Raw genomic sequence first — 15,254 nt, forward strand, 5'->3', positions numbered from 1 at the left:
AATGAAACATTACCATTTTATTGGAATTGGCGGCGTTGGAATGGGGGCTATTGCCTTGCTGTTGGTTGGCAAAGGCGAAAAAGTCAGCGGTTCTGACTTAAAGGAAAGCCCACTGACCTTAAGGCTTCGCGAAAGCGGGGCGCAAGTTTTCTTAGAGCACGATGCAAAACATGTGCAACATCCGGATTTTGTCATTTACTCGTCAGCCATTGATGAGAATAATCCGGAGCTTGTCGCCGCGAAGCAGAAGAATATTCCAATTTTAAAACGCGCCCAGATGCTGGCGATCTTAATGAAAGATAAAAGATCTGTTACGGTTGGCGGCGCTCACGGAAAAACGACCACAACATCAATGATCGCTAATTTGCTGATCAATGCAGGGCTGCATCCTACCACGGCTGTCGGCGGAATTATCAACGGAACGACGAATAATGCCAGCCTCGGTGACGGGGAGTATTTTGTGGCCGAGGTTGATGAAAGCGACGGCTCCTTTCTGTATTTTGATCCATTTTATTCCGTGATCACGAACATTGATTTTGAACACGTTGATTATTATCACAATTGGGAAAATATTCTGCGTGCCTATCAAGAGTTTGTGATGCGTACACAGCCCGGCGGCCATCTTTTTATCTGCGGGGAAGATGAGCGCCTGGTGAAGATCTTAAAAGAAAGCGGCCGCGTTTTTTCAACATATGGTTTCTCGCGTTCCCATGATCTGGCCGCTGAAAATATCCAGTATGGCGGATATTCGTCTCAGTTTGATTGTTTTACCAAAGATAAAAAGATCGGTTCTGTGCATCTTAAGGTTCCAGGAAAACATAATGTTTTAAATGCCTTGGCTTGTATCGGTGTAGGGTTAAAGCTTGGAATTGATTTTTCTCTGATTCGAAAAAGCCTCGATGAGTTTAGCGGTGTCCAGCGGCGTATGCAGCTTAAAGCTGATGCTGGCAATATTCTTGTACTGGATGATTATGGGCATCATCCAACCGAAATTGCGGCAACGATGGAAGCCGCAAAGTCTTTTGGAAAAAAACGCCTGATCGTCGTTTTTCAGCCGCATCGCTATACGCGGACTAAATTCCTTATGGAAGAATTTGTTAAAGCATTAGGCGCGTGCGACCATCTCGTATTGACGGATATTTATGCGGCGAGTGAAAAACCCATGGAAGGGGTTAATTCTCAAGTTCTGTTTGATAAAATAAGGTCAAATGGGCGGTCTGCGGTGTATTTGAAAAAGGATGAAATAGCTTCCTATCTTATTAATTTTGTTGAGCCCGGTGACTTGGTCTTAACTGTCGGCGCCGGAGATATCGGGCGTATTTCAGAAGATTTCTCGCAAAAACTTAAAACGGTAAAGAAAGAGTGCATTCATAATGCCTGAAGTTAGTTCTGCCGCGCTAGGCCGGATCGGTGTTTTGATGGGAGGATATTCGTCCGAGAGAGAAATATCTCTTAGGTCCGGACGAGCTATTCTGGAAGCTTTAAAGAATTCCGGCTGTTCGGTCGAGGGAATTGACATTGCCTCTCATGAGAAGCATGTCATTGTCGAATTGATCAAAAAGTCTTCCATTAATGTTGCGTTCATCGCTTTGCACGGTAAGCTCGGAGAAGACGGGGCTATCCAGCAGATCCTCGAGGAATTAAAAATTCCTTATACCGGATCCGGCGTTGAAGCAAGCCGCTTGGCGATCAATAAGGCTGTGTCGCAAAATATTTTTAAAAAGAATAATATTCCCGTTCCGGAACATGTTATTATCTCCGGTAGTATAAAAGCATCTGAGGATGATCTTGTTAAGTGCTTAGGCGGCCTTCCGGTTGTGGTTAAACCGGCTTTGGAAGGGTCGAGCATTGGCATTACGATCGTTACTGATAAAGCGAAATTAGCTTTAGCCTTACAAGAAGCTCTAAAATTTGGCCCGGATATCATTGTTGAACGTTATGTTAAAGGGCGAGAATTAACCGTCGGTATATTAGATGATCAGGCCTTGCCGGTCATTGAAATAAAACCGCAAAATCCATTTTTTGATTTTTCAGCGAAATATCAAGCAGGAACAACGCAGTATCTTATTCCCGCGCCTATTGCGCCGGAATTAAGCCGTAAGGTCCAAGAGATCGCGCTGAAGGCATATCAGGTTTTAGGCTGTCGCCATCTATCGCGGGTTGATGTGATGATCGATGCAAAAGACAATCCGTATGTTTTGGAGATCAATACCATCCCGGGCTTTACTTCAACGAGTCTTTTACCGAAAGCGGCTAAGATCTCGGGGATCGACTTTTCACAGCTATGTTTAAGATTGGTTTCTTTGGCTTATGAAAAATAAGAATACAAAATCAAAATCATCTTTTAAGATCCTTCCGGCGATCATTATTCTCGTTTTTTTTGCTTTCTTCGGATTTGTTGTCTATAAAAGTGTTATTTCATTCTTTGAATCATCAAGTTATTTTACTATTAGAAGCGTTATGTATCCGCCGTCGTTAAAATTCATTGAGACAAGCGAGATCCCCGCAAGCTTAAAAGGAAAAAATATCCTTAAGCTCGATATCAATAAATTGCAAAAACAACTTCAGGTGAAGTATCCACAGTTCGGGCAACTTAGGATCGTCAAACGTTTTCCTGACCGTATTTTGGTCATTGCCAAAGAACGCATTCCGTTTGCGCGGGTCCAATCCGGGACACATAGGCTCGCTGTCGACAGGGACGGTGTTGTGTTGTCAAAATCCTGGGATGATAGCGGTGATCTGCCGGTCATCTCCGGGATCAATCTGCCTAAGTCGCGGATCAGCTTAGGAGCTATCATTAGGACGGCTGACTTGCAGGTTGCGCTACGGATCATTGCATTTTTCCGGGTTAATAAAACATTGGCTTTTTACGGAATTTCTAAAATGGATGTTTCAAATCTTTCGCAGATCTCTTGCTATCTGAGCAACGATATCAAAATTATTCTTGATGAAGATGACGTTTATCGAAAATTACGCACGCTCATCCTTGTCTTGTCGCAAGCAAAAAAAGAGTTACCGGATGTTAAATACATTGATTTGAGGTTTAAGGAGCCTATCGTCGGAAAAAAATGATGAGAGAAAGAATATATTGCGGGTTGGACCTTGGGTCCCAATCTATTAAATCTAGCGCGGTTAAGACGCGCTCAGGCGGCCATGCGGAAATTTTAGGGGTCCATGAGTCACCGACGGTTGGCTTAAAGAAAACTTCCATTGCGGACTTAAATGAGCTTTCGGAAGCCATTCATCAGAATCTAAAAAATCTTGCTAAGAAAATTAATCTTAAAATAAAAGATATTCAGTTAGGGATTGGCGGGCATTTTATCGAGTCGCGTTATAGCCACGCGGTCGTGCCTTTATTAGATAAGGGCGGCAAGGCGATAACCCGCGGTGATATCAGAAATGTTAACCAGCATGCGCGTCTTCTAGGGATCAAGATGGAAGAAGAAATGCTGCATGATTTCCCGCAGAATTATACCGTGGATGATATCATCAACACATCGTCTGATCCCCTGGGGTTATATGGGCGTAAGCTCGGTGTTAATTCACTTTTGATCTTTACCAAAGTTGCTTTAGCCAGCAATATTATTCGTGCGGTTAATCAAGTTGGTTTTGAGGCTTCTCGGATGACATTTTCCAGCCTTTGCTGTGCCCAGCATGTTTTAAATAAAAAATCAAGAAATGACGGGTGTATTTTTATTGATGTCGGCGCAAGTACGGCGGATATTCTTATTTTTAAAGATAATGTGCTACGCCAAATTGATATTATTCATTTAGGCGGTGATCATGTTACCAAGAATATTGCCCAGTCACTTAACCTTCCTTTTGATTTAGCCGAAGACATCAAGAAATCATACGCGGTAGCCCTAGCGGATGATGCCAAGAAAACGGGAGAGATCTTAATTAAACGTGACGCAAATTACATGCCTATCCGCCGGGAAAAAATTTATGAAGCCATTGAGCCGGAAATCACAAAACTGGTGAACGCCATTTCGAACACAATCCAATCTTCGGGATTGTCCGACAAATTGGCGGGCGGCATTGTTGTCGGTGGGGGCGGAGCGTTATTGCCGGGATTTATTGAGCGTGTCGAGGAAACAACAAAAATGGCGTCAATGATGGGGCGTATCGGCGCGGCTGCTTCGGGCGTGAACAATGCGGTTGTTTTTGGCGCGGCGATCAGTTTAGCTCAAGGAGCAACGTCAAGGCTTGCTGATTTTTCTGTCTCGCCTCAACCCCGCGGTCATGTTAAAAATGTTTTTCACCGTATCCGCGAGCTTTATGAGGAATACTTCTAGAAGTGAATGTTTTTAAGAATTTCGGTGTTTGGTCAGATTGAAATTGATCTCTTTAAGATTTGAGTTCATTCGCAGGATCCCGTTAAAAACATAAAGCATCCAGAATGAATTAAGCAAGATCAAGAGGGCGATCAAAAGCATTCCTCCCATCTGCAGGAAAAGTAATTGTTCGATCGTGGTCCCGCCAAGCGCTATATGGCTTAGATCAATGGCTTTGAGCGTTACGATAAAAAGTCCGATAAAAATAAATACTAGAAAAATTTCAAAGAACAGGATATAGAAATGGCGCACCATCCATTTTGCCATTCGGTTATCCCAATATCTGACCTTGGACATAAAGTCGTTAAATGTCATGAGCTCTCCTTTTTAATGGGCAATTTGATTTAAGACCGTTGATATAAAAAGCATGCCAACAAGGCCCAACATGGTTCCCCAGGCGGCAATAGATTTATTGCCTTCGCGCAGGGCATCGGGAATTAATTCCGAAATAACCAGATAGATCATAGCGCCTCCCGCAAATCCTAATCCAATAGGAAGAAGCGGTTCGAAAAACCAGGCGATCATTGCTGAAGGGACGGCCATGATCGGTTGCGGAGCGCTGGAGAGAATTGAATACCAGGCGCAGCGCGCTGTCGAAACTCCGTCTTGTTTGAGCGGAAGAGAAATGGCAATGCCTTCGGGAATATTGTGCACCGAAATGGCAATGGCCATGATCAATCCAAAGGTAAAATTTCCCGTCGCAAATCCGACGCCGATAGCGATGCCTTCGGGGATAGAATGAACGAACATGGCTAAGAAAATAAGGTAGCCGCGCTTGCTTAAGTCTTTGGCAAAATGGTGTTCGGAGTTATCGTTGGCAAATTTCTTGTCGTAGAACCAAAAAAAAGCGGCGCCCAAAAGCAGCCCGATCATAACAATATATGGCGCTGCGGGAAATTTAGTTTTAAGAGCAATGCCTTCTTGGGCTAGAGAGAAAACAGATGCCGAGATCATCATTCCGGCGGCAATGGCAGAGGCGTAAGCGCGGATCGATTTAGAGCCTGCCTGGATAAAATGAACCGGGATAGCGCCTAATCCTGTGGCCAGGGCGCTGATAATTCCGGTAAAGGCAGTCCAAAGAATTACAGAGGATTGATCCATAAGAATATTTTGATGGTAACACAGGGAAAAAGGAAATAAAAGAGAAAATTTCTCAACATTGAGCGTGAAAAAAATAAAATAAGTTTACAGAGAAATATTTTTTTGTTTTGTTTGAGCGTCTTGCGTTTTAATAAAGCGCTGATATAATAACGGTGCACTATTTGATATTTTGAGATCTAAAAGATTGCGCCCATAGCTCAATGGCTCCGACGCTTTAATAATGTATTAAAGGTCGGAGTCCCGACTTTCCATTTTTTTAGCTGAGAACGTCGGGAATAGAGCATTTGGCTTCGGATTTTAATAGGACTTTATGCGCCCATAGCTCAATGGATAGAGCATTTGGCTTCGGACCAAAGGGTTGGGGGTTCGACTCCCTCTGGGCGCGTTTAATTTCTGATAGGCCCTTTAAAAAGGTTTGATACGCTCCGTGTCCATAAACGAATATTTCAAAAATCCTTCCGTTATTAAAAAATGTGTCCTGCTGGTTTTTCTCCTTTCCCTTGTTGCTTCTGTTTGTTTAACGGTCTCTGTCTGGGATATTAATTTCTGGCCAACGGATGCGGAAGCCTATTATTTACCCGCGGCAACAAAGCTATTTTCGCTTTCGCATATTTCTCAAATGCATGAAGCATTGGATGAGGCCCGTACGAAATGGCTTCATGGAAAAGAAATATTTATCTTAGCTTCCGCGGCTTTCCAGAGACTGTTGAGCGATGAAACGACTTTACGGCCGCTGATCTTGGTTTGTATTTTCGCCGTAGGGCTATCGTCCATTTTAGTGTTTTTTGTGACGAGGTTTTACTGGGGAACTTTGGTGGGCCTCGCTTGTTTCTTTATTTTTACGACGTGTTTTTGGCCTTATCAATATGTTCTTTTTGTTAAGCATCAGCCCTTAGGGCTGTTTTTCTTTTTATTGTCAGTCTTTTTATTGCAACAAGCCGGCCGGAGGAATATTTTCTATGTTTTTTCCGGCGCATCCTTGTGCCTAGCTATTTATTCCTCCACAGTTTCCAGTCTTTATATCCCGTATTATCTCGCAGTTCTCTTTCTTATTATTAGGGAAGACAGAACAAGGGTGCTGCTTAAAACAATTTTAGGTATTGGCGGTTTCCTTTGCGTATTTTTCTACGTTAATTATCCCGATATGATCGGCAATATCAAAAGTTATTGGGAATACGTTCAGATCAGCAGTTCGTACAATCATTTTTATTATAATCAGCCTGTTTTGCGTCAATGGATCGAGCATCCCGACGGAAATGTACGCGGAGGCTGGCCTTGGATCATAAAATATTTTCTTTTGATCATGCCGGTGCTTTTCCCCCTTTTTATCTTTTGCGTAGGGTATCTTATTAAAAATATTTTTTCTACCAAGAAACTTTCATCTCGTTTTGCCATCGCGGGATTGATCTTGCTGAGCGTTTCAGGATTAGTGTTAGCTGAAGTAAAACAAGTAGCTCAATACGGTGCGAATTATTTTTCATTTTTGGTCGGGATCATCATGCTCACAGGGTATTCGCTTTTTATTTTCTTGCAAAGCGAATGGTTTAAAAAAGCTTCGATTAATTCTAGGCGGCTTGTTTTTTCTTTGCTTGTCCTTGTTTTTATCACGAATTGTTTTATTAATGCTTATCTTTACTTCGGCGATGTTTATCCTTCGCGAATGGCCACGACATTTTTATCCCGCGAGATCAAGAAGCGCGGCATTGCTGAAGTTTATACCTATGCCAAGCATCCGTATAAATACAATATGGTGGATTGCCTTGATCCGGCGCTTTTAAAAGAGTTAAGGTTTGTTCGTATGGCGAACATTTCTCAGCCGCAAGCCGGCGTTATCTTGATGCCGCCAGTGACCGGAAAATCTATTTATCGGGACATTAACCGTAATACGTATAATGATTTTGATGAAGATATTTTCTTAAATGAGCTTTGGCGAAAAGGGAACTTTTATGATTATGTCCTTGCTTCATTTCCGACGCTGTCATCTAGCCGTATCTGGCCTCACGAGGAAGAAGTTTTGAGCTATAAATATTTGATGCTAGGCCAGATCGGCCAAGAAGATCTGGACAAGGGAAGAGTTTGGCTGTTGGATGCTAAAAGAATCTATGAAGATCAGAAGGAAAATATTCCGTCCGCGGAATTCGTTCATTTGGTGCGTGACGGAGTACGCAATATCGGAACTCAAAAGGCTCTTTACATGTTTGAAGGGAATAAGCAGCGCGTTGCCAAGCCGGTTTCCATGGACAATCTTTCACTGCGGATCTATAAAGTTGGTAATCCTAAGGATAGTTTAGTGGCGTATCTTTACGGGATTGAAAAAGAACAGCCCGTTTGGATCCCGTCCGGCAAGCATTATGCCTCTTATCCGGTGCCGGCAGTAGACATTGCCGCTGATCCTTTTGGAGCATCGGTTCAATTTCGATTTCCTGAAGCCCTAGCTTTAGAGCCCGGGCCGTATAATTTAGTTGTTTATCGCACGGGGGCACTCGACGACAGCAATTTTTATCGTATTTACATCAATGAATAAGGATTTTTAGCTAAATTTAAGCAAATTATCTTTACAAGAATTATGAATTCTTATATGATGGCAACGTGTCTTAGCATTGATCGCCTCATTGACGAGTACTTTCCTTATAATACGTAGTTCCTAGATAGAAAGCTTTATTTTTCATGTTGTCGCACGTTGATACGCCGCTAAAACAAACGCCTCTTTATTCCGCACATATTGATCTTGGCGCAAAAGTTGTTCCGTTCGCCGGATGGCAAATGCCTGTTTCGTATCCTTCTGGGATCTTATCTGAATGCCAACAAACCAGGACCTTGGCCAGCCTTTTCGATACTTGCCATATGGGCGAATTTCTAGTGGAAGGCGACTGTTTTCAAAGCGGTTTGGATGCTTTGGTAACTGCCAGTATCAACGATATGCCGGTTAAAACCTGCCGCTATGCGGTAACGCTTAATGACAACGGCGGTATTATTGATGACCTGATCGTTTATCGGCTTGCGCCAGACCAATGGATGATCGTTGTCAACGCCGGCAATATTGATAAAGATGAAAAACATTTCTTGAGCCATCTAAAGAGTGAGAAATCTTTTAAAAATATTTCTCCCGAAACCGGAAAGCTCGATATTCAAGGACCCTTAGCCCGAGAGATCTTAAAAGATATGGTGAAGGGAATTGAAAAGCTTAATTATTATTCGTTTGATCATTTTGACGTTTTAGGAGAACGCTGCATTGTCAGTCGAACGGGCTATACGGGCGAATTAGGGTTTGAAATTTATTTTCCCCGGCATAAAATTAATATTCTCTGGGAGCGGCTTTTAGAAAATAAAAATATTAAACCCGCGGGTTTAGGCGCTCGCGATATCCTAAGAGTAGAGATGGGCTATAGCCTTTACGGGCAAGATCTCGATGACGCTATTTTGCCTTTAGAAGCAGGATTAGATAAATTTGTGGATCTCAGTAAAGATTTCTGCGGTAAAGACGGCCTTTTGAAAGAAAAACAGTCCGGAATAAGAAGAAAAATGATCTATTTTTGCTCGGAAAGCCGTCGGGCGCCGCGCCATCATCATAAAATATTCCAAGAAGATGGTCGGGAAATCGGTTTTGTGACCAGCGGAACTTTTTCTCCGTTCTTGCAAAAAGGAATTGGTTTCGCTTTGATCGATCGCGCTATTGACCTCAAAGGACAACCAATATTTTTCGGCGATGAAAAAAACAAAATTGCCGCTCAGTTGGCAGGAAGGCCATTTTATAAAAAAGGAACGTTAAAAATTTAACTTAAAGATCCCGGAATTTGCGGGCAAGCGGAGGATAACGATGGAAGTTATGAAGCATTATTTTTATACCAAGGAACATGAGTGGATCAATATTGACGGTGAAACAGCATATGTCGGGATCACCGAATACGCTCAGTCGGCTTTAGGTGATATTACTTTTGTTGAATTGCCTAAAGTGGATAGCGAGGTAGAACAATTTGAGCGTTTGGCGGCGGTTGAATCCGTTAAAGCGGCCAGTGATATTTTTTCGCCGATGTCAGGCAAGGTTATTGAAGTAAACACTGCTCTTGATTCAAAGCCGGAGTTGATCAATAAATCTTGTTTTGAGAATGGGTGGATCGCAAAAATTGAATTAGCGGATGAGGAAGAAAAATCCAATCTTATGACGGCTGCTGAATACGAAAAATTCTTAGAAGGCCTAGAAGAGTGAACCCCTATATTGCCAATACCGACGAAGAAGTAAAATTGATGCTTGAAGCCGTTGGCGTTAAGTCTATCGACGGACTTTTTGCGGACATCAAGCCTCATCACCGTCCTAAGTCGTTCAATATTCCCCAGGGAAAATCCGAATTTGAAGTTCTGGAATATATCAATCATTTAGCCAAGAAAAATGCGGACGACCTTACGCTTTTTATCGGCGGTGGTTATTACGATCATTACACGCCAGCGGCAATTAGCGCTCTTATTTCCCGAGGAGAATTTTATACAGCCTATACGCCCTATCAGCCGGAATGTTCGCAAGGGACACTGCAGGCCCTTTATGAATATCAAAGTTGCATTTGCGCCTTAACGGAGATGGAAGTCTCCAATGCTTCTTTGTACGACGGAGGAACGGCTCTTTATGAAGCCATGATGATGGCTTTGCGTGTGACCGGACGAAATAAAGTGATCGTAGATGGCGGGGTTAGCCCAATTTATCGGAAGATCATCAAAACCTACACTAGCAATTTAAATATTGAATTTAAAGAAACGCCTGTTGTCCACGGACAAAGCGACCGCAGTGAAATAACAAAACTTTTAGATGATAAAACCGCGGCAGTTATTTTACAGAATCCGAATTTCTTTGGCGCCATTGATGATCATTCGGATATTGCGCAAAAAGCGCACACGTGCGGGGCGCTGGTGATCGAAAGCGTTTATCCGGTTTCTCTTGGTATCCTTAAAACACCCGGAGAGATGGGTGTGGATATCGTAACCGGAGAAGGGCAAAGCTTAGGATTGTCGCTTAATTTTGGCGGGCCTTATTTGGGATTTATGGCAACGCGTCGGGAATTTGTCCGAAAGATGCCGGGACGAATTGTTGGCCAGACGGTCGATTCGAAAGGCCGGCGTTGTTTTGTCAATACTTTACAAGCCAGAGAACAGCATATCCGACGGGAAAAAGCCATGTCAAACATCTGCACCAATGTGGCTTTGTGCGCGACTCAGTCATTGATGTTCATGTCGCTTTTAGGAAAACAAGGATTAAAGGAATTGGCTCAGCTTAATTTAGACAAAGCCGAGTTTGCCCGCCAGGTGATCGGAAAGATCAAAGGCGTTGAAGTCAAAAAAAGTTCCCCGACATTTAATGAGTTTTGCGTTTTTTTACCCCAAGATGCTTCTAAAGTTGTGGCGGCTATGATTAAAAAGGGGTTTGCGGCCGGTTTTCCATTGGGCCGTTATTATCCGGGCATGGAAAACTATTTATTAGTGGCGGTCACCGAAAAACGCACCAAAGAGGAAATTGAGAAATTCGCGCAAAATTTAAAGGATGTCCTATGGAATTGATTTTTGAAAAAAGCGTGACGGGTCACAGAGGATTTAGAGTTTCCAATTCCGATGTTGGAGTGCAGGCCCATTTGCCGGCACAATATTTGCGCGTGAAAGATTCCCAGCTTCCAGAAGTGACTGAACTTGATTGCGTAAGGCACTTTACGCTGCTATCCCAGCTTAATTTTTCCGTCGATACGCAGTTTTATCCTTTGGGCTCATGCACTATGAAATATAATCCAAAGTTTACGGAAAAAGCGGCCAGTCTTTCCGGATTTGCCAATTTGCATCCGCTTTTACCGCAGTTAAAGGGCGGTGAATTATTTACTCAGGGTGCTTTAGAAGTTTTGTATGAAATGGATATATTATTAAGCGAAATCACCGGCATGGATGATTTTACTATGCAGCCGCTCGCCGGAGCGCACGGAGAATTGACCGGAGTTATGTTGATGGCGGCGTATCATCGTGCCAAAGGCAATAAGAAAAAATACATTATTATTCCTGATTCCGCGCACGGAACTAATCCGGCATCCGCCGCGATCGCCGGTTATGAGATCATTTCCATTCCATCCGATAAAAACGGGCTGATGGATATTGTGAAGCTCAAAGAAAAGTTAAATGCGGATGTGGCCGGTGTGATGTTGACGTGCCCTGACACTTTAGGTATTTTTAATCCGGATATCGATAAGATCACCAAAATGGTTCACGATGTGGATGGATTAGTTTACTATGACGGAGCTAATCTCAATCCGATCTTAGGGCGGTGCCGTCCGGGCGATGTCGGATTTGATATCATGCATATTAATTTGCATAAAACATTCAGCACGCCTCATGGTGGCGGCGGCCCCGGATCCGGCCCTGTTGGCGTTAAAAAGAAGATTTCCGCATTTTTACCTATTTCGCGCGTTGTCAAAAGAGACGACGGTGCGTTCGCGCTTGATTACGACTTTCCTGATTCCATCGGATATATCGCATCTTTTTACGGAAATTTTGGGCTTATCTTAAGAGCGTTCGCGTATATCTTGATGCTTGGCAAAGAAGGCCTTTTAGAGACAGCCAATCACGCGGTTTTAAACGCGAATTATATTCGAAGCAAGTTAAAACAATATTATCATCTTCCTTTTGACCGCATCTGTATGCACGAATGCGTTTTTTCGGCTTTGCGGCAGGCTGAAAAAGGCGTGCATGCTATTGATATCGCGAAATTTTTGATCGATAAAGGCATCCACCCTCCGACAGTTTATTTTCCTCTCATTGTCAAGGAAGCGGTTATGATCGAACCGACCGAAACAGAATCAAAGAAAACCATGGATCATTTTATTGCCACAATGATCGAAGCAGCTCAGCTGGTTGAAAAAGATCCGGACATGTTCCACTCGCTTCCGCTGACAACGCCTGTGAGCCGCCCCGACGAGGTTAAAGCGGCGAAAGACATTGATTGTAATTTCTTTTTTAAGGGAAGACCCGGGCAATAATTTCTTTATATGGTCTTAAAAGACATATCATTTTCTGATCCGCTAGAAAATATTCTTTTTGATGATGTTCTTTTGCAATTAGCGGAAGAAGGCCGTCAAGGAGAAGCGCTGCGGTTCTGGGAATCAGAGAAATTGTTCATTGTTTTGGGGCGCACATCTCGTCCCGAGCAGGATTTGCGCAAAGAAACAGTTCTTCAAGATAATATTTTAGTGCTACGTCGTTCATCGGGCGGAGGAACTGTTTTGCAGGGAAAAGGCTGTTTGAATTTTTCGCTTATTTTGTCTAAACAAGCTAACGTGCAAGTCGCAACGATCCATAAATCCTATGAATTTATTTTAGGAAATGTCATTGCCGCTTTAAAAAATCTTGGTGTTGACACTTTTTTTAAGCCCATTTCTGATCTTGCCATGATGAATGGCCCAAATGAGCAAAAGATATCCGGCAATGCCCAGAAAAGAGGCAAAAAATTCGTTTTACATCACGGAACAGTGTTGTATAATTTTCCGTTAGGGAATATTGAGCGCTATCTTACGATACCGCAAAGTGTTCCCGAATATCGTCGCGGGCGAAGCCATTTGGATTTTGTTGCCAATTTTCCTAAGCCGGCCGGTGACATCAAGCAGGCGATCCGGTCAGTTTTTAGTGCCAACAAAGAAGAGCCTGTCACCTTTCAAGAAAAAGAACACCTTGAGTATTTAAAGAGAACTAGGGATATTGTCGTAGATGTATCGCGCGTTGTTTAATTTGGTCCAATTCACAAAGGAGGAGTGATGGCGAACTATACGAAGGGAAGAAAGCTGTCCGCTGCAACAAAAAGGAAAATGAGTTTAGTAAAGATAGGGAAAAGAAATTCTTTTTACGGCAAGCATCATACGGCTCAGGCAAGAAAACGCATCAGCCTTGCCGCAAAAGGAAAGAATAATCCCATGCACGGCAAGACGCATAGCCCTGAAGCTAGAAGGAAGATAGCTTTGGCTATGAAGCGTCGCTGGGTTCGCATAGGCCGTTAAGGTTTCATATCATTTACCGGGGCGTTTAATGCAAAAAAGCATTTTTTCGACGAGCTTTTTGTTCGTTATGGCGTGTGTCTTTTTCGTCTTTCTGACATACTCCTTTGCCGGCCTTATTGATTATGAAAGGCTGAGGCGTTTAAGAGAAAAGGGGCAAACCTTAACGCCGCAACAAGAAAAAGAAATGTATCCTTCCTGGGTTGTCGGTGAACCCAGGGTTAAGGATGTAGCCGAACGCCGTTATGACATTAACCGCGACGGGCTTTTGCAAAGCGCCGAAACAAAAACGTTTTTGCGCGATGTCCTGGATGAAGTCGAATCAAAAAACGGTTATTTGGTCAATTCCGACATCCTCAAGGAATACGACAAGAACAAAGACGGGATCATCAATCGTTTTGAATCAGAAACGATACGCCAGCAAGTAACTCGTTAACACAACTTAGATCTTTTTTCGTTAAGAATTATTTTTGCGCAATAGCAACGCCGCCGTATGAAAACACAGACCAGGGTTTTTAAGTTTCTTTTTTTATTGGGCGTCTTTACGATTTTCCTTTTGAACAATCCTCTTCAAAAATATTCCGCAGGTGTTTCTACAGCTCGGGCAGTTTTTGCCGAAGAAGAAACAAAAACTGCCCCCGTAAGCGCGAATCCTCATCAGGCATATCTTGATTTCTTTGAGCGTGTTTACGACATGATGGACAAGAATTATTATCGCCCCGTTAGCCGGCAAGTTTTTGATCAGTTTGTCGAGAAATTTGATTCGGCCATTTACGCCAAGCTTGCGGCGAGCGGCAAGTCCAGTGATTTTATCCGGTGGCGCAGCGCGGCTTTTTTAGTAGAAAACCTTAAATCTCCCGAAGATACTTTTTCGGCATTTTTCCCGCCGAAACCGGCAAAAGATTTTGAGCAAAAAGTTTTAGGCGAGCGTGTTGATCTTGGCATTGAAGGAAAAGCGGCCGCCGAAGGTTATATTGTTTCTCGCGTAGAGCCTCGTTCGGATGCGTATCTCAAAGGCTTAAGAGAAAATGATATCATTTTTAAAATTGCCGGTTTGGATATCCGGACATTATCCGAAGAAAAGATCAATGAACTGCTCAATCCTTTAATGGACACGCTGGTCAGCCTTCAATATAAAGAATACGCGACCAAGCAGGAGAAAACCGTTGATGTTTTAAGTCAGGAGTATTACAAGCAGTCGGTTTTTATGGTTCCGGTTGATGTTCCCGGGATTTTTTGTTTAGAAATTCGTACATTCAATCGAAAAACATCCGAAGATATGTTGCTTTTTCTGTCTTCGATCGAACAGCAGGGCAGCTTAGGGCTGATCTTGGACCTACGCGGAAATCCCGGCGGTCCGCCTTTAGCGGCCGGTGAAATTGCCGGATTCTTTTTACCCGGCGGCCCGGAAATTGCTTACTTCCAGAGGAAAGACAATCCGACCGGAATGTTAACGGCGGCTGATCTTCCGGAAAAATATCATTATAAGGAACCCATTGTGATCCTGGTCAACAAAGAAAGCGGCAGCGCGTCCGAGTTGTTTTCCGGTGTTTTGCAAAAGTTCGGCCGGGCAATCTTGATGGGCGACTATACAGCCGGAAAAGTTTTGCTTAAAAGCATGTTCCATTTTGACGATGAATCGATGGTCCTTTTAGTAACAGCCCGCGGTCATTTTTATGATGGGTCGGAATTTAGTTTTGACGGGTTAAAGCCCGATGTTCTGACTGCGGAAAACGATGCTGATCTTGCGCGTTCCGCGGCGCATTTTCTTTTTCAGAAAAGCCGCTTATCTAAAGAAAAAGGACAATAA

15 protein-coding genes and 1 tRNA gene are annotated in these 15,254 nt (G+C 43.2%); 14 read left to right on the plus strand and 2 right to left on the minus strand.

What is annotated here, in order from left to right:
• Nucleotide 1: 1 nt before the first annotated feature.
• From murC to ftsA, 4 genes are read left to right on the plus strand one after another with little or no spacing between them, the layout of a single operon-like run.
• On the plus strand, nucleotides 2–1,381 hold the full coding sequence (gene murC, locus WC676_04820) for a UDP-N-acetylmuramate--L-alanine ligase (protein ID MFA5059930.1): 1,380 nt from the start codon (nucleotides 2–4) through the stop codon (nucleotides 1,379–1,381).
• The gene (locus WC676_04825; GenBank protein MFA5059931.1) at nucleotides 1,374–2,321 is read left to right on the plus strand and encodes a D-alanine--D-alanine ligase; all 948 of its coding nucleotides are present in this window, start codon (nucleotides 1,374–1,376) and stop codon (nucleotides 2,319–2,321) included. Before murC ends, WC676_04825 begins: the two co-directional genes overlap by 8 nt.
• Nucleotides 2,311–3,072, plus strand: coding sequence for a cell division protein FtsQ/DivIB (locus WC676_04830; protein MFA5059932.1), 762 nt, complete (start codon nucleotides 2,311–2,313; stop codon nucleotides 3,070–3,072). Before WC676_04825 ends, WC676_04830 begins: the two co-directional genes overlap by 11 nt.
• Nucleotides 3,069–4,295, plus strand: coding sequence for a cell division protein FtsA (gene ftsA, locus WC676_04835; protein MFA5059933.1), 1,227 nt, complete (start codon nucleotides 3,069–3,071; stop codon nucleotides 4,293–4,295). Before WC676_04830 ends, ftsA begins: the two co-directional genes overlap by 4 nt.
• A 12-nt stretch (nucleotides 4,296–4,307) precedes the next feature.
• Here the strand turns inward: ftsA and WC676_04840 are convergent, their stop codons facing one another.
• Together WC676_04840 and WC676_04845 are read right to left on the minus strand one after the other, a co-directional pair.
• Entirely contained in the window at nucleotides 4,308–4,649 is a 342-nt protein-coding gene (locus tag WC676_04840; protein MFA5059934.1) for a hypothetical protein, read from the minus strand.
• Between the two features lie 12 nt (nucleotides 4,650–4,661).
• Entirely contained in the window at nucleotides 4,662–5,435 is a 774-nt protein-coding gene (locus WC676_04845; protein ID MFA5059935.1) for a ZIP family metal transporter, read from the minus strand.
• 312 nt (nucleotides 5,436–5,747) lie between these two features.
• On the opposite strand from WC676_04845, the gene WC676_04850 reads away from it, so the two are divergent.
• The 10 genes from WC676_04850 (at nucleotide 5,748) to WC676_04895 (ending at nucleotide 15,254) form a co-directional block, all read left to right on the plus strand.
• A tRNA-Arg gene (locus WC676_04850) sits at nucleotides 5,748–5,820 on the plus strand.
• Between the two features lie 42 nt (nucleotides 5,821–5,862).
• The gene (locus tag WC676_04855) at nucleotides 5,863–7,959 is read left to right on the plus strand and encodes a hypothetical protein (GenBank protein MFA5059936.1); all 2,097 of its coding nucleotides are present in this window, start codon (nucleotides 5,863–5,865) and stop codon (nucleotides 7,957–7,959) included.
• A gap of 143 nt (nucleotides 7,960–8,102) precedes the next feature.
• Nucleotides 8,103–9,212 carry a glycine cleavage system aminomethyltransferase GcvT gene (gene gcvT / locus WC676_04860; protein ID MFA5059937.1) on the plus strand — a complete coding sequence of 370 codons (1,110 nt, stop codon included), beginning with the start codon at nucleotides 8,103–8,105 and terminating at the stop codon, nucleotides 9,210–9,212.
• 49 nt (nucleotides 9,213–9,261) lie between these two features.
• On the plus strand, nucleotides 9,262–9,642 hold the full coding sequence (gene gcvH / locus WC676_04865; protein MFA5059938.1) for a glycine cleavage system protein GcvH: 381 nt from the start codon (nucleotides 9,262–9,264) through the stop codon (nucleotides 9,640–9,642).
• Nucleotides 9,639–10,979: an aminomethyl-transferring glycine dehydrogenase subunit GcvPA gene (gcvPA, locus tag WC676_04870; protein ID MFA5059939.1), complete on the plus strand. Its 1,341-nt coding sequence runs from the start codon at nucleotides 9,639–9,641 to the stop codon at nucleotides 10,977–10,979. The genes gcvH and gcvPA overlap by 4 nt, the downstream gene beginning before the upstream one ends.
• Nucleotides 10,970–12,436, plus strand: coding sequence for an aminomethyl-transferring glycine dehydrogenase subunit GcvPB (gcvPB, locus tag WC676_04875; protein MFA5059940.1), 1,467 nt, complete (start codon nucleotides 10,970–10,972; stop codon nucleotides 12,434–12,436). Before gcvPA ends, gcvPB begins: the two co-directional genes overlap by 10 nt.
• Nucleotides 12,437–12,445: 9 nt before the next feature.
• Nucleotides 12,446–13,180: a lipoate--protein ligase family protein gene (locus WC676_04880; GenBank protein MFA5059941.1), complete on the plus strand. Its 735-nt coding sequence runs from the start codon at nucleotides 12,446–12,448 to the stop codon at nucleotides 13,178–13,180.
• A 27-nt stretch (nucleotides 13,181–13,207) separates the two neighbouring features.
• Nucleotides 13,208–13,447, plus strand: coding sequence for an NUMOD3 domain-containing DNA-binding protein (locus WC676_04885; GenBank protein ID MFA5059942.1), 240 nt, complete (start codon nucleotides 13,208–13,210; stop codon nucleotides 13,445–13,447).
• 28 nt (nucleotides 13,448–13,475) lie between these two features.
• Nucleotides 13,476–13,880: a hypothetical protein gene (locus tag WC676_04890; protein MFA5059943.1), complete on the plus strand. Its 405-nt coding sequence runs from the start codon at nucleotides 13,476–13,478 to the stop codon at nucleotides 13,878–13,880.
• A gap of 57 nt (nucleotides 13,881–13,937) precedes the next feature.
• A complete protein-coding gene (locus tag WC676_04895; GenBank protein MFA5059944.1) occupies nucleotides 13,938–15,254 on the plus strand; it encodes a S41 family peptidase in 1,317 nt (438 codons plus the stop codon).

This window comes from Candidatus Omnitrophota bacterium (genome assembly GCA_041649175.1).
Lineage (GTDB): Bacteria > Omnitrophota > Gorgyraeia > Zapsychrales > JBAZNR01 > JBAZNR01.